This window comes from Xanthomonas sp. NCPPB 4037, from assembly GCF_041475695.2.
Classification (GTDB): Bacteria; Pseudomonadota; Gammaproteobacteria; order Xanthomonadales; family Xanthomonadaceae; genus Xanthomonas; species Xanthomonas campestris.
Map to the genome: position 1 here is coordinate 157,237 of NZ_CM191261.1, position 22,301 is coordinate 179,537.

The following is a 22,301-nucleotide window of genomic DNA, read 5'->3' on the forward strand; positions in this document are numbered from 1 at the left end:
CCGCCGCCTTACACGCCCAACGCCAGATCGCACGCCCTTCGCTTTCCGCTGTTGCTTTTGCAATTCCCGATTCCCCACTCCCGATTCCCGGCCCCAAAATGACCACCCTGCTGATTGCCGACGACCATCCTTTGTTCCGTGAAGCCTTGCGCGGGGCGGTGCAGCGGGTGATGCCGGGGGTGGAACTGTTCGAGGCCGACAACGTCGATGCGCTGTACACCCTGGCCGATGCGCAGCCCGATGCCGACCTGCTGTTGATGGATCTCAACATGCCGGGCGCACAGGGATTCAGCGCGCTTGTGCATATGCGCTCGCTGCATCCGCAGCTGCCGGTAGTGGTGGTGTCTGCACGCGAAGAACCCACCGTGATGCGGCGTGCGATCGACCACGGCGCGTTCGGCTTCATCCCCAAATCCGCCGATTCGGACACCATTGGCCGCGCCCTGGCCACGGTACTCGATGGCGAACGCTGGATTCCGGCCGAGGCACAGAACCTGCCGCCGACCGACAGCGAAGAACGTGAGGTTGGTCAGCGCCTGCGCGATCTCACCCCGCAACAATTCCGTGTGCTGCAGATGCTCGGCGCCGGCCGCCTCAACAAGCAGATCGCCTACGACCTGGGCGTGTCCGAAGCCACCATCAAGGCACACGTCACTGCCATCCTGCGCAAGCTTGGCGTGACGAATCGCACCCAGGCGGTGTTGATGGCCGGCAAGCTCGCCATCGATGCCGACGGCATCGTGTTGCCTCCGCCGGAAGACGACTGACGCCCGCACGCGTGCGTGTGCGGGCGTTGGGTTGGTCGGGGGAAGCTCGGTCGCGCGCGAGCGCGCTCCTACGTGTGATCCCGCTACCCTTGCCGTCGTTGTCGTTGTCGTTGTCGTTGTCGTTGGGTAATCGATAGAGTTGCTATACGCGCAACGCAATCCCGCACCAGCGTAGGAGCGCACCTGGGCGCGAAGGCTCTCTCGTCAAAGCCGCGCGTTGCAGAAGAACCCTGATACGCGTTGGCGCGTACGACTGTGGTGGGCGTTACAGGTAAAGCTCCGTCGCGCCTGGGTGCGCTCCTACATGTGGAGCGCTGCCGTCTATTCCGGCGCGCGCACGAACAAGATGTTCAGATCGCGCATCGGCACGAAGTTGGCCTGCTTGAACTGGAAGGTCAGCGGGTCGACCTTTTTCAGCTCGCCGTCGAAGCACAGGCTGAGGATGTCGCTGGCGGCTTGCTTGCGGATGGTCAACTGGAAGTCCTTGATCGGGCCGTTCCAATTCTTGCCGGTGGTGAGCACGTAGCGCAAGTTGGCCCAGGCCAGGCCGGACTGGCCTTCGCGGCGTTGCATGCTGCTCTTGGTGGCCGGTTCAATGCACGTGTCCTTGGCATAAGACTCCAGCAAATACGTGCTGGGCTGCGGCACGCCGGTGGACAGGCTGGGCGCATACGCATGCCGGATCTGCACGCTGCGGCGCGCCGGAAAAGCCTGTTGCCACACGAAGTACTCGTTGAGGGTGAAACGCGGTTGCGCGTCGGCATCGACCCAACGCGCGGGCAACGGTTTGCGTCCCTTGGGTGTGGTGCCGGATTCGGTGAAGGCGGCCACATCGTCCTGGGTCCAGCCGGTAGCAGCGAACGCCTTGGAGATGTCGCTACCGTCGTCCAGCAACACCACCAACTTGCGCGTGGTGGCGATCGGCTTGCCGTCCGCCCACAGTTTGAAATCGGTGAGCTCGCTGTGGTCGGCCATGCCGAAATACATCGGCGGCATCGGGAAGGCCACCGGCGCGCTGAGGTCGCGCTCGCTGTTGTTGGTGAACACGTAGTCCACCTGCACGCGCTCCTCGCTCAGGAACAGCGCTTCCTTGTCCATGCTGATGTCCGGCTGGTGCAGCAAGCGGATGGTGCCGTTGTCATCGCCAAAACTGCTGTCGTTGGCCTGCGCGCTGGCGCAGACAAGCACGGCCAGCGCCAGCAGGCGGCGTGCGGAAAAGAGCATATGCATGGGTCCCCTGGTACCGGCGCGCACCGACGCGCCGCAGAGCGCTAGCATGCCACGCTGTCTCCAGGCGCAGCAGACCCAAGCGCCATACCGCTACGACTGCGCGCAAGCGGGTGCGAGGCGCTTGCTCACCTTTTGCCGGCCGCCGGCGAACCCACACGTCCTGCAACACGACCTGTTGGCAACATGCGCACCGCGCGCCAACCGCGTGCACTTGCGCAACTACCGGCTATGTCGCGCTGAAAGTCTGGCAAGCCCAAGCGCTGCGGCGTGATCGCCTCCACCGCCAGGTATCGCGCGCCATCGCAGTTGTCGATATCACCATTGACCATCTGCTGATGCCTGGACAAGGCTCGTGCTCACGCGATGCAGCAGGAGCACAGATGGCGCGACGTTTTCCATGGCTATGGTTGGGCTTGCTGGTGGCGTGCATCCTGGTGGCGGTGCTGGCGTGGCAGAACCGGCAATTGCGCACGCAGCAACAGTGGCTGCAGACGCGCGACTGCGCCCTACGCCGGCATGTACGTGCCGACCATCGCTGCCCCGGGTGTGGATGGACGCAGCTATACGTTGGGCGCCGCGCAGGGGCAGCCGCAAGTGCTGTTCTTCTTTACCACCACCTGTCCGTATTGCCGGCGCTCGGCGCCGACGGTGGTGCGTGCGGCGCGCCAGTTGCAGGCCAACCTGCCGGGCCGTCCGCAATTGCTGGGCGTCTGCCATTGCGACCCGGCACAGGCTGCGCGCTATGCGCACGTGCATGGTTTCGATTTTCCGGTGGTCACGCTGACCGACCGCCGCGCGCTGATGCTGTTTCGGGCGCGCAATGTGCCATTGGTGATGGCCGTCGATGGGGAGGGGCGCGTGCGCCATTCCCATGTTGGCCTGTTCGATACCACGGAGCGGGTGCAGGACCTGGTCGCCGCATTGCGCCGCACGGATGCGCCAGCGGCATTGGCAACGGTGAAGGAGTGAGTGCATGAACAAGCGTTGGTTATCTGTACGCAATGCGTTGGTGGCAGCGGCGTTCCTGGCCAGTACCGGCTTCGGCGCATTCCAGGTCATGGCAGGCAGCAACACCCAGCCGACGACCGAGGCCTGCAGCGCATGGCAGTGCGCGGCCGAGTGTCCGGAGTTCGGCGGCCAATTGGGGCAAGGCAACGTGTGCTATTGCTGCGGCTAAGCCGCCAGGCGGGGCCACGTGGCCCCGCTTTTCCGCACGCGGGAACTGTGCGGCGCACTGCGTGCAAGGCAGCAGGCGCCTGGTGGATGTCGCAATAGACGGCGCGCGTGGTGTGCGCTTTTTTCTCGTCGTTGCAATGTAGTGACGTGCGCATGCGCTGAAAGTGCCTAGGTGATAGCGCTGCCTCAACGTGTTCCCGCATGTCCTCGCGCATGCTGTCCACACGTGCGCATGCACTGGCAACGCACCCGCGTACTCAATCGCATCAACCCAGCGCGCGATAGCGGAAATCACGCAGCACCACGCTGCCCTCCTGCGCGGCGTAGATGCCCAGCTGCAGACTCAGGAAGCCGCCGAACACGTTGTGATGCATGCCGGAGACTTCCATGCGGGTGGGATGGCGCAGCAAGTTGCGGCCCTCATCGAATGAATAGTGGTAGGTCACCACTTGCTGATCGTTGGTCAGGCGCACGCGGATGTGGCGCTGCGTGTTGGGCGCGCGTGCCCACACCAGTTCTTCGGAATATTCGTAGGTCTTCATGGTGTCGGCGGTGAAACCGATCCCGACGAACGCCTTGTGGTTGTAGAACAGCAGGATGCCGCCTTCGGCATTGCCGACCAGCTCCAGCGTCACCTCGGCCGTGTAGGCGCGATCGGGGACGCCGCAGGTCAGCGGTGCGCTGTCTGCCGGCGATGTGCCGGCGCATGCCAGCGTCAACGCCTGGTTGGCCCGCCGCACGCGCGCCTGCTCGCCGGGCTTGGGCGCATGCAGGCTCCATTGGGTGCCAAGCTTGTCGGTGGAAAATTCGTCCGACAACGCGAAGCCTGTCGCCATCGGTGCCGCCGCCGTTGCCAGACGCGCCGGCGTGCGCAACGGCCTGGACAGATCACCGCCGGTGGCCCGGAACCAGCCATCGGCGGTCCATTCGATCGGCTCCAGCAAGGTCTGCCGGCCCAGCGTGCGGAAGCCGTTTTCGTAGCCGTGATAGACCATCCACCAATCACCGCGTGGGCCTTCCACGAGCGTGGCATGGCCGCGCGACCACCACGGCTCCTGCGGTGATTGCGTGCGCACCAGTGGATTGTGCGGGCAGTGCTCCCACGGCCCATGCACCGAGCGCGAACGCGCGGCGATCACCATGTGCCCGGTCACCGGCCCGGCGGTGCCACCGACCGCGGTGACCAGATACAGCCAGCCGTTGTGCCAGGTGAGCTTGGGGCCCTCGGGCGCGAAGTTTTCCACCACCCAGTCGTCTGGATAACGCCACGGCGCGTATGCCGGTTCGAGCGGGCCGTCGGTGGCCAGGCCATCGGCGCGCAGACGGATCTTGCGGATGCCGTTGACGAACAGATAGCGCGCGCCGTCTTCGCCCACCACGTGGCCCGGGTCGATGCAGCCGGCGATCTTCAAATCGATCGGCGCGCTCCACGGGCCACGAATGTCATCGGCCCAGATCACGAAGATCGACCAGCCGCGGTCGTCCGGATTGGCCGGGATGTAGATGAAGTAGCGGCCGTCGTGCTTGCACAGGTCCGGCGCCCAGATGGTGCCGAGCTGCTGGCGCAGGGCCGGGCCGATCGGCGTCCAGTTGACCAGGTCGGTGGAATGCCACAGCACGATGCCCGGGTAGGAGAAGAACGACGAAAACGTCATGTAGTAGTCGTCGCCATCCTTGAGGATGGTCGGGTCCGGGTGGTCGCCGGCCACGATGGGATTGCGATAGGTGCCGTTGCCCAGATCCGCAGTGCGCTGGCCCTCGACTCCGCGCCCCCACTGCAGGAGTTGCCCGCAGGCTGCGGCCGGCGGCGCTGCGGTGGCGCCCAGCGCCGCCGGTGCCACGGCGGCACCGGCACTTGCGGCCAGCAGCTTGAATACGTCCCGCCGGGTGGTGGTTGGCATGCAGGGCCTGTGGCGTCATGAGGACCTGATATCTAGCCCCAGCACCTGCGTGCAGGCAACCGCAATCGGCCCTGCTATAGGAACCTCGACTGGCAGGCACGCCTGCCGGCATATGCTGCACTGCAGCGTGCCCTGTTCACTTATGATTGCGATATTCATATGCGAACAGCCCGGCCCCACCGGCTGCTGGATGTCCCCGATGTCGCATCACCGCTGTGCCGATCACGTTCGCCTCCTTGCCGCCCGCGCCCTGCGCACCCGGTGGCCGGCATGAATGTGCCGCGCCAGCGTGTGGGCAGCACTGCGGTGCAGCTGTCGGCGCTGGGCTTTGGCGCGGCGCCGATCGGCAATCTGTACAGCGCGGTCGACGAGGGCGACGCACTGGCCGCGGTGACGGGCGCGTTCGAGGCCGGCATCCGTCATTTCGATACCGCGCCCTACTACGGCTACGGGCTGAGCGAGACGCGCCTGGGCCGTGGGCTGGCCGGCGTGCCGCGCGCGGACTACACGCTGTCAACCAAGGTGGGCCGCTGCGTCTATGACGACGCAACGGCGGTTGCCGGGCGCGACGGCTTTGCGGTGGCCGGCCGGCGCGCCGAGTTCGACTACAGCGCCGATGGCGTGCGGCGCGCGTTCGCCTCCAGCCTGGAACGCCTGGGCACCGACTACATCGATGTGCTGTTGCTGCACGACATCGGTGCGCTGACCCACGGCGATACCCATGCCAACGTGCTGCGCCAGGCCTTGGAGGAGGCCTTGCCGGCGATGGCGGAGCTGAAGGCGGCCGGTGCGTGCGGAGCGATCGGGCTGGGCGTCAACGAGCAGGACGTGGCACTGGAGGTGCTGCCACGGTTTCCGCTCGACTGCGTAATGCTGGCGGGCCGCTACACCCTGCTGGAACAGCACGGCGCTGCTGCGTTGCTCGACCAGGCGCAGCAACGCAACGTGGCGATCCTGTCGGCTGGCCCATACAGCTCGGGCCTGCTGAGCGATGCGCGCGGCCCTGGCGCCACCTATAACTACGCGCCGGTGGATGCAGCCACGCTGGACCATGCGCAGCGCCTGTACGCCGCCTGCGCCGCGTTCGGCGTGGATATCGGTGCGGCCGCGTTGCAGTTCCCGCTGGCGCATCCGGCGGTGATCACGGTGGTGGCAGGCATGCGCAGCGTGGCCGAAGTGCAGTCGGCCAGTGCGCGCCTGCAGGCGACGGTGCCGGCCGCACTGTGGCAGCGGCTGCGCGACGACGGCCTGCTCGACGCGGCGTTGCCCACGCCATGAACCGGGTCGATGCGCACCTGCATTTCTGGCACCTGGGCCGTGGCGATTACGACTGGCTCACGCCGGAGCTGAGCGCGCTGTACCGCGACTTCGGCCCGGACGATATCAGCGCCGCGCTGGATGCGGCCGATGTCGACAGCGTGGTGGTGGTGCAGGCCGCCGCCACCGAGGCAGAAACCTGCTACCTGTTCGAGCTGGCGCGCGACACCCCGCGCATCGCCGGCGTGGTGGGCTGGGTGGATCTTGCCGCGCCCGATGCACCTGCGCGGATCGGCGCATTGGTGCGCGCCGGCGGTGGCCTGCTCAAGGGCCTGCGCCCGATGGTGCAGGACATTGCCGATGTGCAGTGGCTGGCCAGCCCCGCGCTGGATGCCGCCTTCGATGCATTGATCGCGCACGACCTGGCATTCGATGCCTTGATCCGCGCCGCGCACGTGCCCGCGTTGCAGGCGCGCCTGCAGCGTCATCCCGGCCTGCGCGTGGTCGTCGACCATGGCGGCAAACCGGCGATTGCCGCCGGCGAATTCGTTGCCTGGGCCGCCGGCATCGCGGCGCTGGCGCAGCATCCCGGCGTGCACTGCAAACTCTCCGGCCTGCTCACCGAAGCGGCGCGCGGCGCCACCGCGCAAACGCTCGAGCCCTATGTGGCGCATCTGTTCGCACGCTTCGGCGCGCAACGTGTGCTGTGGGGTAGCGACTGGCCGGTGCTGACCCAGCGCGCGGGCTACGCACAGTGGCTGCAGATCGCACAGCAGCTGGTACAGCAGTACGCCGACGGCCACGCCGCGGCGGTGTTTGGCGACAACGCACGCACGTTCTATCGTCTGCCACGGCCGGCGGCCCCCACCCACGGAACCTTATCGGTATGACAGTCTCCATTCCCACGACGTCCAACACCCGCCTGCAGGGCAAGCGTTGCCTGATCACCGCCGCCGGCGCCGGCATCGGCCGCGAAAGCGCGCTGGCCTGCGCACGCGCCGGTGCGCACGTGATCGCCACCGACATCGACGCCGCCGCACTGCAGGCGCTGGCCGCCGAATCCGACGCCATTACCACCCAGTTGCTGGATGTCACCGACGCGGCGGCGATCACTGCGCTGGTGGCCGCGCACGGCCCGTTCGATGTGTTGTTCAACTGCGCCGGCTACGTGCATCAGGGCAGCATTCTGGACTGCGACGAGCCGGCCTGGCGCCGCTCGTTCTCGATCAATGTCGATGCGATGTACTACACCTGCAAGGCGGTGCTGCCGGGCATGCTCGAGCGCGGCCACGGCAGCATCATCAACATGTCCTCGGTGGCTTCCAGCATCAAGGGCGTGCCGAACCGCTTCGTGTACGGCGTGACCAAGGCCGCGGTGATCGGCCTGAGCAAGGCGATCGCCGCCGACTACGTGGCCCAGGGCGTGCGCTGCAATGCGATCTGCCCCGGCACCATCAAGACGCCGTCGCTGGGCCAGCGCGTGCAAGCACTCGGCGGCGACGAGCAGGCGGTGTGGAAGAGCTTCACCGACCGCCAGCCGATGGGCCGCCTGGGCGACCCGCGCGAGATCGCGCAGCTGGTGGTGTACCTGGCCTCGGACGAATCGTCATTCACCACCGGCCAGACCCACATCATCGACGGCGGTTGGTCCAACTGAGCGCGGCAACGCATCAAGGTGCCGCTCACCACAGCGTGGACGCGGCCAGTGCCAGATGCGGTCTGTATCGCGCGTCCGCCCTGATTTGAGCACCCCATCCTTACCCACCCGATGCACGCGCGCTAGGTTTACTAGCCGCTCCATTCCTCATCTGCAAAGGAAGACTGCATGAAACTCGTACGCGTAGGCGCCCCCGGCCAGGAACGTCCCGGACTGATCGACAGCGACGGCAAGCTCCGCGACCTGAGCGGCGTGATCAGCGATGTGGCCGGTGAGCACATCACCAACGCCGGTCTGGACACGTTGCGCGCGCTGGATGTCGCATCGCTGCCGCTGATCGAAGGCGAGCAGCGCTACGGCGCGGCGGTTGGCCAGATCGGCAAGTTCATCTGCGTTGGCTTGAACTACGCTGACCACGCCGCCGAATCGGGCATGGAAGTGCCCAAGATGCCGATTCTTTTCATGAAGGCCACCACCGCGGTGTGCGGCCCCAACGACACCGTGATCATCCCGCGCGGCTCGGTGAAGAGCGACTGGGAAGTGGAACTGGGCGTGGTGATCGGCGATGTGGCGCGTGATGTGTCGGTGGACGAGGCGCTAAACCACGTGGCCGGCTATGCGGTGATCAACGATCTGTCCGAGCGCGAATTCCAGCTCGAACACGGCGGCCAGTGGGTCAAGGGCAAGAGCGCCGACACCTTCGGCCCGATCGGCCCGTGGCTGGTGACGCGCGATGAGATCGCCGACCCACAGAACCTGTCGATGTGGCTGGAGGTCAACGGCCATCGCTATCAGAACGGCAGCACCCGCACGATGGTGTTCGGCGTGGCCGAACTGGTCAGCCATATCAGCCGCTACATGACGCTGATGCCGGGCGATGTGATCAGTACCGGCACCCCGCCGGGCGTGGGCCTGGGCCAGAAGCCGCCGGTGTACCTCAAGCCGGGCGACGTGATGGAGCTGGAGATCGAAGGCCTGGGCCGCCAGCGTCAGCCGGTGGTGGCGCATCCGCGGGATGCTGTTTGAAGCCATCGGCTTCCCGGACCTTGGTTCTCGAAGAAAGATTGAGTCAAGGTAAGTGGCTAGGTATCCGCACGAAGTAGCTAAAGCCCCTCTCCCCTCGGGAGAGGGGTTGGGGTGAGGGTACGTAGCGACGTATCCAAGCAGTTCGTCGCAATGTGCCTTTGTCGTTAGGCGTGACGGGTCGGCATGTGTGTTGATGTGTCATGCGCAAATTTTTTTAAGCGGCGTGCGAGGGCGTTGAACTTCCAAGCGCTGTCGCGCGTTGATATCGACACGCAGTTGGTCGTGCAGTGATTCGTTGATCTGTGTTGTTCGTTGATCTGCGTTACAAACGCATGAGTACCTGCAGCGCTACAACATAGTCGGCGCTGCGCGTCCGTACCCTCACCCCAACCCCTCTCCCGGAGGGAGAGGGGCTCTGGCGCCCTTCTCCGTTTACGTTCCCCGTTTCCGTTTTACTCCGCGCGTTTTTATTTCCGTCTTCCATCGCCCAGGACTTCCATGCGCACCATCATCGCCCTCGAGACCCACGACGTCCGCTTCCCCACCTCGCGCGAGCTCGATGGGTCGGACGCGATGAATCCCGATCCGGACTACTCGGCCGCCTATGTGGTGCTGCGCACCGACGGCGCGGAAGACCTGGCTGGCCACGGCCTGGTGTTCACCATCGGCCGCGGCAACGACGTGCAGACCGCCGCCGTGGCCGCATTGGCCGAGCACGTGGTTGGCCTGTCGGCGGACGAGGTGATCGCGGACCTGGGCGCGTTCGCACGCCGCCTCACCAACGATTCGCAGCTGCGCTGGCTGGGCCCGGAAAAGGGCGTGATGCACATGGCGATCGGCGCGGTGATCAACGCTGCCTGGGATATGGCCGCGCGCGCGGCGAAAAAGCCGCTGTGGCGCTTCATTGCCGAGCTCACGCCCGAGCAGCTGGTGGACACCATCGACTTCCGCTACCTCAGCGACGCCCTCACCCGCGACGAAGCGCTGGCCCTCCTGCGCGATGCACAACCGCAGCGTGCAGCACGCATCGCCACGCTGATCGAACAGGGCTATCCGGCCTACACCACCTCGCCCGGCTGGCTCGGCTATTCGGATGAAAAGCTGGTGCGCCTGGCCAAGGAAGCGGTGGCCGATGGCTTCCGCACCATCAAGCTCAAGGTCGGCGCCAACGTGCAAGACGATATCCGCCGCTGTCGCCTGGCGCGCGCCGCGATCGGCCCGGACATCGCAATGGCGGTAGACGCCAACCAGCGCTGGGACGTGGGCCCGGCGATCGACTGGATGCGCCAGCTGGCCGAATTCGACATCGCCTGGATCGAAGAACCCACCAGCCCGGACGACGTGCTTGGCCACGCCGCCATTCGCCAGGGCATCACCCCGGTGCCGGTCTCCACCGGCGAGCACACCCAGAACCGGGTGGTGTTCAAGCAGTTGCTGCAGGCCGGCGCGGTAGACCTGATCCAGATCGATGCCGCGCGCGTGGGCGGCGTCAACGAAAACCTCGCCATCCTGCTGCTGGCCGCCAAGTTCGGCGTGCGCGTGTTCCCGCACGCCGGCGGCGTGGGCCTGTGCGAACTGGTGCAGCACCTGGCGATGGCCGACTTCGTCGCGATCACCGGCAAGATGGAAGACCGCGCCATCGAATTCGTCGACCACCTGCACCAGCACTTCCTGGACCCGGTGCGCATCCAGCACGGCCGCTACCTCGCTCCAGAGCTGCCCGGATTCTCGGCAGAAATGCACCCCGCCTCGGTCGCCGAATTCAGCTACCCCGACGGCCGCTTCTGGGTCGAAGACCTGGCAGCCAGCAAGGCGAAGGCCTAAGCAGCGTCAACGCACCGCGTGCCGCAGCAGTGCGCGGTGCGACAACGGCTTCATGAGCGACAGGCAGTTTTCGCTGAGCCTGATCGCGACTGAAGCCGTTTCTCGTTGGTTTGCAGTGGACCAGGGTGTGACCGAGCGGTGCACTGACAAACACAGCCAGGTGATGCGGGGCGCTGCTCTATGCGTCACTTATGGAGTGACGCACCTCCAACGAGCGGCAACCGGCGACAACGCGCCGCATTCCACAACAACCCCACACCGATCGGCTGCCCAACATGCGCGAACGGCATTGCGAGCGCCACAGAAAGAAACGCATCTTCGGTGCGCAACGTCAGCACCGAAGCACCGAAGCAACACGACAACAAGACAACAAGTCCAGGACAGGCCAGGCACATCGCGTAAGCGTCACCACGCAACGTGATCGCCTTCTTCACGCTTTTCTTCAGCGCCTTGGCAAATCGGGTCGGGAAACTGACGTTGATGTACATACTTTCTGGCACCTGGTATCGCTTACCCATCCGCGCTTCCGGCGAGCGACGCGACCGCGCACCAGCAACCGGCGAGAACCTACTGCCCTCGCCTAATACCTGAGCCGCCGTTATTGCTTGGCTATTGTTGCTTTGGCACTGCTGCACTGCTTGCTGCCCCGACTTTTTGCTTCGACCGTGGCTCCGAATGTTGCGCTGACTCTCGCTCGCTCACTCGCTCACTCGCGTTGGCTTTGGCTTTTGCTGTTGCTTTTGCTGTTGCTTTTGCTGTTGCTTTTGCTGTTGCTGTTGCTTTTGCTGTTGCTTTTGCTGTTGCTGTTGCTCTTGCTTTGCCATTCCGCTCCCGGGGCCCCATACCGCAGCGGCAAGGCTGGCAGATACAACCCGCAGGGCGGCGCGCATGGATGCGCGACGTTTTTGTAAGGGACATGGATGTCCCTTACAAAAATTTCTGCCGGCCTTGCGTACCCGTCGCGCGCAGCGCGCCGGGCGCGAGGACGGGGTGTGCTTTCTTTTGGTTACTTTTCTTTGCACAAGCAAAGAAAAGTGACTCGCGCCCGCAAGGGCGTGAAAGCCCCTGCCCTTAGAGCAACGAAAACAGCACATCACTCAAAAGCTGCGCCAGCGGAAACACAACTTGGCGCTACACAGTACGAAGCAATCTACGCAGCAGAACCCTGCTGCACACTCACCGCCTCACTCAACGCAAAAATCCGCCCAGCCTCGCGCCACTTCTCCCCCGGCGCACTCCCAGGCAAGGCTTTCTGAAACCGCCACATCAGCTCTTCCCACGCCTGAATCCGCGGATCACCTGCATCCCGCGCCGCCTTGGCCGCCGGATCGTAATCGTCACCGACCTCCATCAACATCACCAAGCGATCGCCGCTGCGAAAGATCTGCAACTCCAGAATCCCCGCCTGGCGCAACGACGCCACCACTTCCGGCCACACCTGGGCCGGTTGATGCCAGCGCTCGTACTCGGCGATCAGTTGCGGATCGTCGTGCAGATCCAGCACGTAGCACAGACGCCGCACACTCATACGCCCGCTCCTGCAACCAGAGGCGCAGCGCGACGGGCACGCAACGCGAACAGCAGGATCACGCCGAAGCACACACCCGGCACCACCATCGCCCAATGGATGCCGGCCATGTCCGACACCGCACCCATGAGTGCAGTGAGCAAGGCGCCACCAATGATGGCCATCACCAGCAACGAAGACCCCAGCTTGCGTGCGTCATCGTGCATGCCATCCAGGCCCAGCGCGAAGATGGTCGGGAACATCACCGACATGAACACGCTGGCCGCAACCAGCGCATACAGGCCCGTCCAACCGGGCAAGGCGATCGCGACTGCGCACAGCAGCAGATTGATCGTGGCAAAGCTGGCCAGCAACTTGGCCGGCGCCAGATAGCGCAGCAGCGCGGTGCCGATAAAGCGCCCGGCCATGAACAACACCAGCGAGATGGTCAGATAGGTGGCCGCGCTTTTTTCCGGTGTACCCGGCACCGCATCCTGCAGGTAGCGGATCAGGTAACTCCAGATGCCGACCTGCGCGCCCACGTAAAAGAACTGCGCCACCACCGAAAACACGAACAGCCGGTTATGCAGCAATTCGCCGAATTTGGCACGCTTGGGGGCCGCCGCGCCCACGCCGGCGTCGCCGGTCGGGAAGCGCACCAGCGCGATCAGGATCGCCCACAGCACCACCACCACGCCGATGATCAGATAGGGCATCTGCACGGCTGAGGATTCGGTGGCGAAGAAGGCCTCGCGCGCGGCCGGCGCCATCGCCGCCAGTTCGGCTGGGGTGTGCTCCACGCCGGAGAAAATGAAATGCTGGCCCACCAGCACGCCGGTGATCGAGCCCAGCGGATTGAAGGCCTGCGCAAGATTGAGCCGCCGCGCCGCGCCGTCAGCCGGGCCCAGCACGGTGACCAACGGATTGGCGGTGGTTTCCAGAAACGCCAGGCCGCTGGCGATCACAAACAACGCCAGCAGGAACAGCCAGTAGGTGTGCACCTGCGCGGCCGGATAGAACAGGAACGCGCCGCAGGCATACAGCAGCAGGCCCAGCACTACCGCCGCCTTGTAGCTGTAGCGGCGCATGAACATCGCCGCCGGCATCGCGAACACGAAATAGCCCAGGTAGAAGGCGCTCTGCACCAGCCCGGCCTGCAGGTCGGACAGCTCGAAGGCCTTCTTGAACTGCTTGATCAGGATGTCGTTGAGGTTGTTGGCCATGCCCCATAGAAAAAACAGGCTGACGATCAACAACAGGGGCACCACGGCGGTACGCGCCAGGTTGCCGCGCGGTGACGCGGCGGTATCGCTGTAATGCATGCGACCTCTCCCCTCCCAAGGCTGTGGCGCTTGCGCAAATTGTGCAGGCGAGCGTACTGCGCGCCGCAGTGGCATGCAAATATAAAAACTTTGTTTATATTTGCACCGAGTGGCGTTGGCGAGCCTCCAGCCGATGCCTGTACCCTGACGCGCCGCATCGTGCCTGGAGTTGCAAACGGATGAGCATCGAACCCGCCAAGTACCGTGCCCCCGCCCTGGACAAGGGCCTGGACATCCTGGAGCTGCTGGCGCGCCAGGCCCAGCCCATGAGCATGGGCGCGATCTCGCAGGGCATCGGCCGCTCGCGCGGGGAGATCTTTCGCATGCTGCAGGTGCTGGAAGAGCGCGGCTACCTCACCCGCGATGGCGAAGGCGACTACGTGCTGACCAACCGGTTGTTCATGCTCGGCATGCAGCAGCCGCAGGTGCAGACCATTACCGACGCCGCGCTGCCGGTGATGCGCCGGCTGGCCGATGCGATCTTCCAGCCCTGCCATTTGGTAGCGCCGTCCGGCGACCAGATCGTGGTGATCGCGCAGATGGACGTGCCCAGTGACCTGGGCCTGGTGGTGCGGCCCGGGCATCGCCGCCCGCTTGCCCATTCCACCTCGGGCCTGGTGCTGTTCGCCTTTCAGCAGCCGGAGGTGCAGACCCGCTGGCTGGAGCAGCTGGACGCCAGCGAGGTGCCCTACGACCGCGCGCAGTTCCTGCGCGATGCCGAGCAGACCCGCCAGGCCGGCTACGCGATGCACGCCAGCGAGGCGGTGGTGGGCGTGGTGGACCTCACCGCACCGATCCTGCAGCGCGGCAGTGCCACCTACACGCTCACCGTGCCCTTCATCGAACGCCGCCCGGAGCTGGTCGGCCCGCAGGCCGCATTGAGCGCGCTGCGTGCGGCAACCGCCGAGATCTCGGCCGGGCTGCACTGACACACCGTTGTTGCGCGCGGCTGCGGAGATGGCTGCACACGCCTGATGCACCGCGCCGCGGACGCGGGCGCAGGCCTATACTCGGCGCGATCGGCACAGCGGGATGACATGTCCAGCATCAGTTTCGGGATGTGGAGCACCAGCCTGCTGCTTGGGAGTGCGCACGGCGTGATCGGCGCGGGCCTGCTGCTCTGGGCGCCGCGCAACCGCATCGCCAACCGCTGTCTGGCCGCCCTGCTGCTGGTGGTGGTGGCGCTGATCACGCCCTATACGCTCGGCTACGCCGGTGCCTACGATGCCTATCCCGACCTGACCTACGCCCCTTTGTTTTGGGAGCTGGCGATTGGCCCGCTGGTCTGGCTCTATGTGCGCCAGTTGGCGCGCGCGCATCTGCCACGCCGATGGGCGCTGCACCTGCTGCCGGCACTGCTGCAGGGCGGCTACTACGCCTGGCTGTTCACCTGGCCGCTGCAGCGCAAATGGGCCTGGGACGCTGCCGTACAGCGGCCCTGGGTCGCGCCGCTGCAGGACGCGCTGGTGCTGCTCTCGCTCGGCGTGTATCTGCTGATGGCCTGGCGCGAATATCTGAGCTATCAACGCTGGCTGGAGCATCACAGCGGCGCGCGCGAGGAACTACGCCTGCCCTGGCTGCGCGGCTTCCTGCTGGCGGCCAGCGCGCTGCTGCTGTTGCGGCTCGGCTTCACGGTCAGCGACCGCTGGTGGCACCGGCTGTCGTACTTCGACGAATTTCCACGCTACCTGGCCACCGTGGCAGTGGTCTATTACCTGGGCCTGGAAGGCTGGCGCCATGCGCGTGCCCGGTATCCGCGCCGCGATCTCCTGCTGAGCGGCGATGCGCCGGCCGATGCGCCGGCGCGTGCAGGGTCCGCGCCCCCCACTGTTCCGCTGCCGGAGCACGCCAGCGCCCCGGCGGGGCTGGCAGTGGTCAGCGCGGCCCAGGAAAAAGACTGGCACGCGTTTGGCGCGCGCATTGCGGCCGAGGTCGATGCACATGGCTGGTGGCGCGAGCCGGACCTGAGCCTGCCGGAGCTGGCGCGGCGCATGGGCACCAACAGCAACTACCTCTCGCGCGGCCTCAACGAGGGGCTGGGGCAGACCTTCAGCGGGTTCATCAACGGGCTGCGGATTGCCGAGGCGCGGCGTCTGCTTGCCGGCGACCAGGACATCCTCACCATCGCACTGGCGGTCGGCTTCGGCTCCAAGGCCAGCTTCAACCGCGTGTTCCGCGCCAGCGTGCAGTGCACGCCCAGCGACTACCGCCGCTCGCAACGTCCCATCGCCTGAAAATCGTCGCGTCATTGGGCCGTTGAGTCGTCTGCTGCAGCAGCGATCAGCAGGCTGGGTGCTCCCTATCAAGGAGTCGCCATGTCCCGTCGCCTTCGCCTGTTGTTGGCCGTGGCACTGCTGAGCTGGCAGCCGGCTGGCGCCACCCCTGCAGCCTCTACGCCACCGGTGCGCAGTGATAGCGTCCTGCCTGGCCCCGCCCTGCTTGCCGACATCGCGGTGCTGGAGCAGGCCTACGCTGCGCTGCATCCTGGCCTGTATCGGTATTCCAGCGAGCAGGCGGTGGCGCAACGCTTTGCAGCGCTGCGCGCCGAACTCGGCGAGGGCGCCACCCTGGCCCAGGCCTATCTGGCGATCTCCCGCCTGACCGCCAGCGTGCGCTGCGGCCACAGCTTCCCCAACTTCGTCAATCAACCCGAGGCGATCCAGCACGCGTTGTTCGACCACGACCGCCATCTGCCGTTCTACTTCCGCTGGCTGGACGGGCGCATGGTCATCAGCCGCAACGGCTCGAACCAGCGGTCGCTGGTCCCCGGCACCGAGGTGCTGGCGATCGACGGCGTGCCCGCCGCGCAGATCCTGCCGGCCCTGATGGGCGTGGCACGCGCGGATGGCAGCAACGATGCCAAGCGCATCGCGCAGATGGAGGTGCAGGGCTTCGCGCGCATCGAGGCGTTCGATGCCTACCTGCCGCTGCTGTTTCCGCAGATCAGCGCCGAACCGTTGCTGCGCGTGCGCGGGCCTGGGGGTGGCGCAGTGCGCACGCTGCAGGTGCACAGCCTGACGGCAGCGCAACGGCAGGCGATGGCGCCGATCCAACCGCGCGACAGCACTGCGCCGGCATGGCGCCTGGAGATGCCAGACGCGCGGCTGGCGATCCTGCGCATGCCCGATTGGGCCTTGTACGACAGCCAGTGGGACTGGCGCGGATTTCTGGCGCAGAGCTTTTCCACCCTGGCCGCGCGCAAGGTACCCGCGCTGGTGATCGACCTGCGTGGTAACGAAGGCGGGCTTGATGTGGGCAGCGTGCTGCAGGGGTATCTGTCCGCGCGTGCGCTCGATGTGCCGCCGATGCGCAAGCGGCTGCGCTACCGCCGCCTGCCCGCGTCGCTGGCGCCATTCGTCACCACTTGGGACGCCTCCTTTCGCGATTGGGGCACGCGCGCGGTTGAAGATGCTGACGATGCACGCTTCTACACACTGCGTGACGCGGCCAGCGACGATGCATCTACCGAGACGTCAACGCAGATCGCGCCGCGCGCGCCGCATTTCGCCGGCAAGGTGTTCGTGCTGATTGGCGCCGAGAACAGCTCGGCCACGTTCGAATTCGCCCAACGCGTGCAAGCCAATGGGCTGGCCACGCTGGTCGGGCAACCCACCGGTGGCAATCTGCGTGGCATCAATGGCAGCGCGTTCTTCTTCGTGCAGCTGCCCAACTCGCACATCGAAGTGGACCTGCCGTTGGTGGGCCAGTTCCCTTTGACCGCACAACCGGATCGCGGCGTGCTGCCCGACATCACCGTGCGGCCAAGCGCTGCGGATCTGCAGCACGGTACCGATGCGGAAATGGCGGCGGTCACCGCGTTGCTGCCCGGTGCCTGAGCCGGGTAAGTCGCCTTCCGTAGTGCTGCCACATAGCTTCGGCTATAAAGATCAGACCGACCTTCGCGTGCAGGCAAAACGCGCTGATCCGTGGCGCACGTTGGTACACTGCGCGCCCCCTTGGGGAGTAGCCTGCTTCCAGTCGATGGAAGCGCCCGCATCAACATACTCGGCCGTTGCGCCGTGGTGCGGGCAACCGCTCTTGGTTTGGCGAGACCAGCGGCATGCGTGCACAACGATGGTTGGGCGCGGGCGCATGCCGTTGTGATCGTGCCCAACCCGAGGTTGTCGATGTCTCCGCTCTCTATCGTGTTGCTTGGTTTTGCGATGTCCACCGACGCATTTGCTGCGGCCATCGGCAAGGGAGCGGCGATGCGGCGGCCGCGCTGGCGTGATGCCGTGCGTGCCGGGCTGGTGTTCGGCTGCATCGAAGCGATCACCCCGGTGATCGGCTGGATGCTCGGACGCGCGGCCTCCGATTACCTCGCCGCCTTCGATCACTGGATCGCCTTCGGCCTGCTCGGCGCGCTGGGGGCGCACATGATCGTGGCCGGGCTGCGCAACGAGTCCGAGGTGGATGAGGCACTGCGCGATACGCCCAAGCGCTATGGCTTGCTGGCACTGGCCGCCACCGGCTTTGCCACCAGCATCGATGCGATGGCGGTGGGCGTGAGCCTGGCGTTTCTGGATGTGCACATCGGCGTGGTGGCGGCCGTGGTCGGGCTGTGCACGTTGAGCATGGTCACCGCCGGCGTGATGCTCGGCCGTGCACTGGGCGCGCTGATCGGCAAGCGTGCGGAGATCCTGGGCGGCGTGATCCTGATCCTCATCGGCAGCACCATCCTGTACGAACACCTCAGCGGCGCGGCGTAAGCAGTGTGATTGCCGTGTAGGAGCGCGCTTGCGCGCGATGGGGCGTTCCCGGTGATGTGTGGCGTTCTCGGTAACGCTTCATCGCGCGCGAGCGCGCTCCTACGGTGTTGGGTGTCCTGTAAGCAACGTGGTGCATCAAAGATGCCGCCGTGCATCAACGCATCTTGTTGCGATGGGCGCTCAAGAATGCGCACGGCGACATCGGCGGACCGTTGCCTGCGCACAGGCTCCTGGATCAGGGGGCGACTCACTCGTAGGAGCGCGCTCGCGCGCGATGGGCATTCCCGGTGATGCCGTGTCCTCGGCAAAGCCTCATCGCGCGCAAGCGCGCTCCTACGGTGTTGCGTGTTTTGTAAGCAGCGCGATCAAGCCGCAACTAACGCACGTCACCGCATGGTGTCGTGATACGCACTCAAGAACGCGCGCAATGACGCCGGTTTGACCGGTTTGGTGAGCAGGCGGTAGCCGCGTTGGCGCGCCAGTTTCTTGAGTTCATCGCGGCCGTCGGCGGTGAGCAGTGCGCCGGCGATCGGGTCCACGGCGGCGGCCTGCAAGGCGTCCAGGGTGTCCAGGCCATCGAGGCGGTCGTGCAGGTGGTAGTCCACCAGCATCACGTCCGGGCGTTCGCGGGCACGCTCCAGCGCCTGGTCCACGGTGCTGGCGGTGATCACCTCCACCTGCCAGCGGCCGAGCAGCGCGCGCATGCCGTCCAGAATCTCGCGGTCGTTGTCCACGCACAGCACCCGCAGCCCGGCCAGCGAATCGCCGCTGGCCTGCGGGCGCACCGCCAGCACCGGCACCGGTGCGGCCGGCACCGCGTCCACACGCGGCAGCAGGATCGAGAACATGCTGCCCTGGCCGACCTGGCTACGCGCGCTCAGGTCGTGATCGAGCAGGCGCGAGATGCGCTGGCAGATCGACAGGCCCAGCCCCAGCCCCTGCTCGCCCCAGTCGAACGGCTGCTGGTAGCGGCGGAACTCCTCGAAGATCTGCCGCATGTGGTGCTCGGGAATGCCCGGGCCGGTATCCCACACCTGCAGCTCCACCTGCGCGCCGCGCCCGCGCATGCCCAGCACGATGCGGCCCTGGCGGGTGTAGCGCAGCGCGTTGGCCAGAAAGTTCTGCATCACCCGGCGCAGCAGGCGGCGGTCGCTACGCACCCACAGCGCGCGGGCGTGCACCTGCAGCCGCAGCCCGCGGCTGGCCGCCACCGGCGCGTACTGCGCGGCCAGCTCGTGCATCAAGGCACTGGCATCGAAATCCTCCACCGTGGGCCGCAAGCCGCCGGCATCCAGCCGCGAGACGTCGAGCAGGCCGTCCAGCAACTCTTCGGCTGCACGCAGCGAGGCATCCACGCGCTCGGCCAGGTGGCGCTGTTCTTCGTTGTTCTGGTGGCTCTCGCGCAATGCCGAAGCAAACAGCCGCGCGGCGTTGAGCGGCTGCAGCACGTCGTGGCTGATCGCCGCCAGAAAGCGCGTCTTGGACTGCTGCGCCAGCTCGGCCTCGCGCGAGCGGTCGGCCACGCGTTGCTCCAGGTTTTCGTTGGCGTCCAGCAGCGCGCGCTCGGCGCGCTTGTAGTCGGTGATGTCGTTGTAGCTGGTGACGTAGCCGCCGCCGGGCAGCGCCTGGCCACGCATTTCGATCACCTTGCCGTCGCTGCGGGTGCGCTCGAACACGTGCGGCGAGCCGGCGCGCATGTGGCGGATGCGGCGGTCGATCTGATCTTCGATATCGCCCTCGCCCAGCTCGCCGCGCTCGGCGTTGTAGCGGATCAGGTCCGCCACCGGGCGGCCGACATAGAGCATGCCGTCGGGGTAGCCGAACAGCTGCTGGTAGCGGCGATTCCACGCGGTCAGGCGCATGTCCGGGTCGACCACGCTGACCGCGGCGCTGATGTTTTCCAATGTGGTGGAAAGAATTTCGCGATTGAAGCGCAGCTCCTGGCCGGCCTCGTCGAGCACCGCCACCACCTCGCCCAGCTCCATGCCCGAGCCACGCAACAGGCTGGTCAGCACCAGCCGCGCGGAAGCGGCGCCAATGGATGCGGCCAGCAGGCGCTCGGTGAACTGCACCCAGGCGCGGTCGGCCACCGCGGTGGGCTGCAGCTCGCGTTCCAGCAACTGCGCCTGATCCAAAAACGCACGATGCGCATGCCGCTCGCCCACCACGCGCTCGGCCAGCGCCTGCAGGTCGGCCACATGCACGTGGCCAGGCCATTCGCCGGCCACCGCCGGCCGTTGCGAATACGGGTCCAGGAACGGCGCTGCGCGCAGGCGCTCGTCCACACCGGGCCGCCAGCGCGCCGATACCACCATCATGGTGCCGGTGTTGATCAGCAGCGACCAGAACGTGCCATGCGCCAGCGGGTCCCAGCCGCTCATGCCGAACAGTTGCTGCGGCTGAAGCCAGCCGATGCCGAACGGGCCATCCACCAGCCACTCCGGCTGCAGCCAGCCGGCGCGCGTGGCCGCCGGCAGCAGCAGCGTGTAGATCCAGGTCATGAAGCCCAGCACCATGCCGGTCTCCACGCCCTTGCGGCTGGCGCCGCGCCAGTACAGCCCGCCGATCACGCCCGGCGCGAACTGCGCCACCGCCGCGAACGCCATCAACCCGTAGGCGGCCAGCGTGGTGTCGTTGGCCACGCTGCGGTGGTAGCCGTAGGCGATCAACGCCAGCAACAAGATCGCCACGCGGCGGATCCACAACACCCGCGAGGCCACAGTGGCGCGCGCGTCGGCACTGCTGCGCCGGCGCAACAGCACCGGCATCACCAGGTCGTTGCTGACCATGGTGGCCAGCGCGATGCTGGCCACGATCACCATGCCCGTGGCCGCGGAGAACCCGCCCACGTAGGCCACCAGTGCCAGCACGGTATTGCCCTGGCTCAGCGGCAGCGCCAGCACCACCGCATCGTCCACCACCGAGCTGTCCTGGCCGAACAAGGCCACACCGGCCGAGGCGATGGGCACCACCATCGCCGAGATGATCACCAGGTAGGCGCCGAACAGCCAGCGCGCGCGGCGGATGTCGCCGACATCGCTGCATTCCACCACCGCCACATGGAACTGCCGCGGCAGGCACACCACGGCCAGGAAGCTGAGCAAGGTCTGCGAGATGAAGCCCACCGATGGGGTGTGCTGGAACAGCGTGCGCGCCGAATCGGCGATGCGCAGCTGGTGATCACCCAGCCACAGCCAGGCGAACACGCCCACCGCCACGATCGCCACCAGCTTGATCACCGACTCCAGCGCAATCGCCAGCATCATCCCGTGGTGATGCTCGGTGGCATCCACCTGGCGGGTGCCGAACAAGGTGGCGAACAACGCCATCAGCAACGCCACGTATAGCGCCGGATCGGCAAAGATGCCGCGCCCGGCGCTGCTGTGGCCGGTGAGCACTTCCAGGCTCATCGCCACCGCTTTGTACTGCAGGGCCAGGTAGGGAACGATGCCGACCAGCGCGATCACCGCCACCAGCGCCGCCAGCCGCCGCGAGCGGCCATAACGCGAGGAAATGAAGTCGGCGATGGAGACGGTGTTTTCGGCGCGTGCGATCAGCGCCAATCGTTCGATGATGCGCCAGCCAAACAGCAGCAACAGCAGCGGACCCAGGTAGATCGGCAGGTAGCCGATGCCGTTGCGCACCGCCGAGCCCACGGCGCCGTAGAAGGTCCACGACGAGCAGTACACCGCCAACGCCAGGCTATACACCGCCGGCCGCAGCCACGGCCGCTCCGGGTACAGCGGGCGGTGATCGCCCCACCACGCCACCCCGAACAGCAGCGCGGCATATCCCAGCGAGACCAGCAGCAGTATCCAGCTCGAGACCAACGGGCTTCCTAGGCGGGAATGCGAGGGGGGAGTTTACGCAGTGGGGTCGGGAATCGGGAATCGCCGTTGGGGAATCGGGAATCGGGAATCGGGAA

The 22,301-nt window shown here is 66.3% G+C and carries 18 protein-coding genes, 1 pseudogene and 1 riboswitch; of the genes and pseudogenes, 12 read left to right on the forward strand and 7 right to left on the reverse strand.

The window, feature by feature from the left end:
* Nucleotides 1–98 precede the first annotated feature (98 nt).
* Nucleotides 99–767, forward strand: coding sequence for a response regulator transcription factor (locus ACCQ01_RS00710; protein WP_011039130.1), 669 nt, complete (start codon nucleotides 99–101; stop codon nucleotides 765–767).
* Nucleotides 768–1,088: 321 nt separating this feature from the next.
* On the opposite strand, the gene ACCQ01_RS00715 is transcribed toward ACCQ01_RS00710, so the two are convergent.
* Nucleotides 1,089–1,997: a DUF4424 domain-containing protein gene (locus ACCQ01_RS00715; RefSeq protein WP_228433259.1), complete on the reverse strand. Its 909-nt coding sequence runs from the start codon at nucleotides 1,995–1,997 to the stop codon at nucleotides 1,089–1,091.
* Nucleotides 1,998–2,404: 407 nt separating this feature from the next.
* On the opposite strand from ACCQ01_RS00715, the pseudogene ACCQ01_RS00720 reads away from it, so the two are divergent.
* Nucleotides 2,405–2,966 (forward strand): annotated as a pseudogene (locus tag ACCQ01_RS00720) (peroxiredoxin family protein).
* Nucleotides 2,967–2,970: 4 nt separating this feature from the next.
* Nucleotides 2,971–3,174 carry a hypothetical protein gene (locus ACCQ01_RS00725; RefSeq protein WP_012439607.1) on the forward strand — a complete coding sequence of 68 codons (204 nt, stop codon included), beginning with the start codon at nucleotides 2,971–2,973 and terminating at the stop codon, nucleotides 3,172–3,174.
* 265 nt (nucleotides 3,175–3,439) lie between these two features.
* On the opposite strand, the gene ACCQ01_RS00730 is transcribed toward ACCQ01_RS00725, so the two are convergent.
* The gene (locus ACCQ01_RS00730) at nucleotides 3,440–5,074 is read right to left on the reverse strand and encodes a family 43 glycosylhydrolase (protein WP_228433257.1); all 1,635 of its coding nucleotides are present in this window, start codon (nucleotides 5,072–5,074) and stop codon (nucleotides 3,440–3,442) included.
* Nucleotides 5,075–5,344: 270 nt separating this feature from the next.
* Between ACCQ01_RS00730 and ACCQ01_RS00735 the strand changes: the two genes are divergently transcribed.
* The 5 genes from ACCQ01_RS00735 to ACCQ01_RS00755 all read left to right on the forward strand — a co-directional run bounded on the left by ACCQ01_RS00735 (nucleotide 5,345) and on the right by ACCQ01_RS00755 (nucleotide 10,838).
* Nucleotides 5,345–6,352, forward strand: a complete 1,008-nt coding sequence (locus tag ACCQ01_RS00735; protein WP_228433255.1) for an aldo/keto reductase — start codon at nucleotides 5,345–5,347, stop codon at nucleotides 6,350–6,352.
* The gene (locus ACCQ01_RS00740; RefSeq protein WP_228433254.1) at nucleotides 6,349–7,221 is read left to right on the forward strand and encodes an amidohydrolase family protein; all 873 of its coding nucleotides are present in this window, start codon (nucleotides 6,349–6,351) and stop codon (nucleotides 7,219–7,221) included. Before ACCQ01_RS00735 ends, ACCQ01_RS00740 begins: the two co-directional genes overlap by 4 nt.
* A complete protein-coding gene (locus ACCQ01_RS00745) occupies nucleotides 7,218–7,988 on the forward strand; it encodes an SDR family oxidoreductase (protein ID WP_228433253.1) in 771 nt (256 codons plus the stop codon). Before ACCQ01_RS00740 ends, ACCQ01_RS00745 begins: the two co-directional genes overlap by 4 nt.
* A 168-nt stretch (nucleotides 7,989–8,156) precedes the next feature.
* Nucleotides 8,157–9,014, forward strand: a complete 858-nt coding sequence (locus ACCQ01_RS00750; protein WP_042595873.1) for a fumarylacetoacetate hydrolase family protein — start codon at nucleotides 8,157–8,159, stop codon at nucleotides 9,012–9,014.
* Nucleotides 9,015–9,512: 498 nt separating this feature from the next.
* Nucleotides 9,513–10,838 (forward strand): L-fuconate dehydratase, encoded by a 1,326-nt coding sequence (locus ACCQ01_RS00755; protein WP_228433252.1) that lies wholly within the window; start codon nucleotides 9,513–9,515, stop codon nucleotides 10,836–10,838.
* 185 nt (nucleotides 10,839–11,023) lie between these two features.
* Here the strand turns inward: ACCQ01_RS00755 and ACCQ01_RS00760 are convergent, their stop codons facing one another.
* The 4 genes from ACCQ01_RS00760 to fucP form a co-directional block, all read right to left on the reverse strand.
* Entirely contained in the window at nucleotides 11,024–11,326 is a 303-nt protein-coding gene (locus ACCQ01_RS00760) for a hypothetical protein (protein WP_228433251.1), read from the reverse strand.
* A 210-nt stretch (nucleotides 11,327–11,536) separates the two neighbouring features.
* Nucleotides 11,537–11,662: a hypothetical protein gene (locus tag ACCQ01_RS00765; protein ID WP_267132126.1), complete on the reverse strand. Its 126-nt coding sequence runs from the start codon at nucleotides 11,660–11,662 to the stop codon at nucleotides 11,537–11,539.
* A 326-nt stretch (nucleotides 11,663–11,988) separates the two neighbouring features.
* Entirely contained in the window at nucleotides 11,989–12,366 is a 378-nt protein-coding gene (locus ACCQ01_RS00770) for an L-fucose mutarotase (RefSeq protein ID WP_228433250.1), read from the reverse strand.
* Nucleotides 12,363–13,667 carry an L-fucose:H+ symporter permease gene (gene fucP / locus ACCQ01_RS00775; protein ID WP_228433249.1) on the reverse strand — a complete coding sequence of 435 codons (1,305 nt, stop codon included), beginning with the start codon at nucleotides 13,665–13,667 and terminating at the stop codon, nucleotides 12,363–12,365. Before fucP ends, ACCQ01_RS00770 begins: the two co-directional genes overlap by 4 nt.
* A 179-nt stretch (nucleotides 13,668–13,846) precedes the next feature.
* Between fucP and ACCQ01_RS00780 the strand changes: the two genes are divergently transcribed.
* The 4 genes from ACCQ01_RS00780 to ACCQ01_RS00795 all read left to right on the forward strand — a co-directional run bounded on the left by ACCQ01_RS00780 (nucleotide 13,847) and on the right by ACCQ01_RS00795 (nucleotide 18,376).
* Nucleotides 13,847–14,596, forward strand: a complete 750-nt coding sequence (locus tag ACCQ01_RS00780; protein ID WP_014506091.1) for an IclR family transcriptional regulator — start codon at nucleotides 13,847–13,849, stop codon at nucleotides 14,594–14,596.
* Between the two features lie 129 nt (nucleotides 14,597–14,725).
* Nucleotides 14,726–15,901: a helix-turn-helix domain-containing protein gene (locus tag ACCQ01_RS00785; protein ID WP_228433322.1), complete on the forward strand. Its 1,176-nt coding sequence runs from the start codon at nucleotides 14,726–14,728 to the stop codon at nucleotides 15,899–15,901.
* Between the two features lie 81 nt (nucleotides 15,902–15,982).
* Nucleotides 15,983–17,503, forward strand: a complete 1,521-nt coding sequence (locus ACCQ01_RS00790; protein WP_228433248.1) for a S41 family peptidase — start codon at nucleotides 15,983–15,985, stop codon at nucleotides 17,501–17,503.
* A 115-nt stretch (nucleotides 17,504–17,618) separates the two neighbouring features.
* A riboswitch (yybP-ykoY riboswitch) is annotated at nucleotides 17,619–17,790 on the forward strand.
* Between the two features lie 4 nt (nucleotides 17,791–17,794).
* Nucleotides 17,795–18,376, forward strand: a complete 582-nt coding sequence (locus ACCQ01_RS00795) for a manganese efflux pump MntP (RefSeq protein WP_011039144.1) — start codon at nucleotides 17,795–17,797, stop codon at nucleotides 18,374–18,376.
* 386 nt (nucleotides 18,377–18,762) lie between these two features.
* Here ACCQ01_RS00795 and ACCQ01_RS00800 read toward each other — a convergent pair whose 3' ends face one another.
* A complete protein-coding gene (locus ACCQ01_RS00800; RefSeq protein ID WP_228433247.1) occupies nucleotides 18,763–22,206 on the reverse strand; it encodes a hybrid sensor histidine kinase/response regulator in 3,444 nt (1,147 codons plus the stop codon).
* Between the last annotated feature and the right edge of the window lie 95 nt (nucleotides 22,207–22,301).

Excerpts from the sequence above, each read along its gene's own strand:
- ACCQ01_RS00765 (WP_267132126.1), bottom strand. The coding sequence starts at position 11,662 with ATGGCAAAGCAAGAGCAACAGCAACAGCAAAAGCAACAGCAAAAGCAA.
- ACCQ01_RS00790 (WP_228433248.1), top strand. The coding sequence starts at position 15,983 with ATGTCCCGTCGCCTTCGCCTGTTGTTGGCCGTGGCACTGCTGAGCTGG.
- fucP (WP_228433249.1), bottom strand. The coding sequence starts at position 13,667 with ATGCATTACAGCGATACCGCCGCGTCACCGCGCGGCAACCTGGCGCGT.
- ACCQ01_RS00710 (WP_011039130.1), top strand. The coding sequence starts at position 99 with ATGACCACCCTGCTGATTGCCGACGACCATCCTTTGTTCCGTGAAGCC.
- ACCQ01_RS00760 (WP_228433251.1), bottom strand. The coding sequence starts at position 11,326 with ATGTACATCAACGTCAGTTTCCCGACCCGATTTGCCAAGGCGCTGAAG.
- ACCQ01_RS00735 (WP_228433255.1), top strand. The coding sequence starts at position 5,345 with ATGAATGTGCCGCGCCAGCGTGTGGGCAGCACTGCGGTGCAGCTGTCG.
- ACCQ01_RS00740 (WP_228433254.1), top strand. The coding sequence starts at position 6,349 with ATGAACCGGGTCGATGCGCACCTGCATTTCTGGCACCTGGGCCGTGGC.
- ACCQ01_RS00730 (WP_228433257.1), bottom strand. The coding sequence starts at position 5,074 with ATGCCAACCACCACCCGGCGGGACGTATTCAAGCTGCTGGCCGCAAGT.
- ACCQ01_RS00750 (WP_042595873.1), top strand. The coding sequence starts at position 8,157 with ATGAAACTCGTACGCGTAGGCGCCCCCGGCCAGGAACGTCCCGGACTG.
- ACCQ01_RS00725 (WP_012439607.1), top strand. The coding sequence starts at position 2,971 with ATGAACAAGCGTTGGTTATCTGTACGCAATGCGTTGGTGGCAGCGGCG.
- ACCQ01_RS00755 (WP_228433252.1), top strand. The coding sequence starts at position 9,513 with ATGCGCACCATCATCGCCCTCGAGACCCACGACGTCCGCTTCCCCACC.
- ACCQ01_RS00785 (WP_228433322.1), top strand. The coding sequence starts at position 14,726 with ATGTGGAGCACCAGCCTGCTGCTTGGGAGTGCGCACGGCGTGATCGGC.
- ACCQ01_RS00715 (WP_228433259.1), bottom strand. The coding sequence starts at position 1,997 with ATGCATATGCTCTTTTCCGCACGCCGCCTGCTGGCGCTGGCCGTGCTT.
- ACCQ01_RS00745 (WP_228433253.1), top strand. The coding sequence starts at position 7,218 with ATGACAGTCTCCATTCCCACGACGTCCAACACCCGCCTGCAGGGCAAG.
- ACCQ01_RS00770 (WP_228433250.1), bottom strand. The coding sequence starts at position 12,366 with ATGAGTGTGCGGCGTCTGTGCTACGTGCTGGATCTGCACGACGATCCG.
- ACCQ01_RS00780 (WP_014506091.1), top strand. The coding sequence starts at position 13,847 with ATGAGCATCGAACCCGCCAAGTACCGTGCCCCCGCCCTGGACAAGGGC.
- ACCQ01_RS00795 (WP_011039144.1), top strand. The coding sequence starts at position 17,795 with ATGTCTCCGCTCTCTATCGTGTTGCTTGGTTTTGCGATGTCCACCGAC.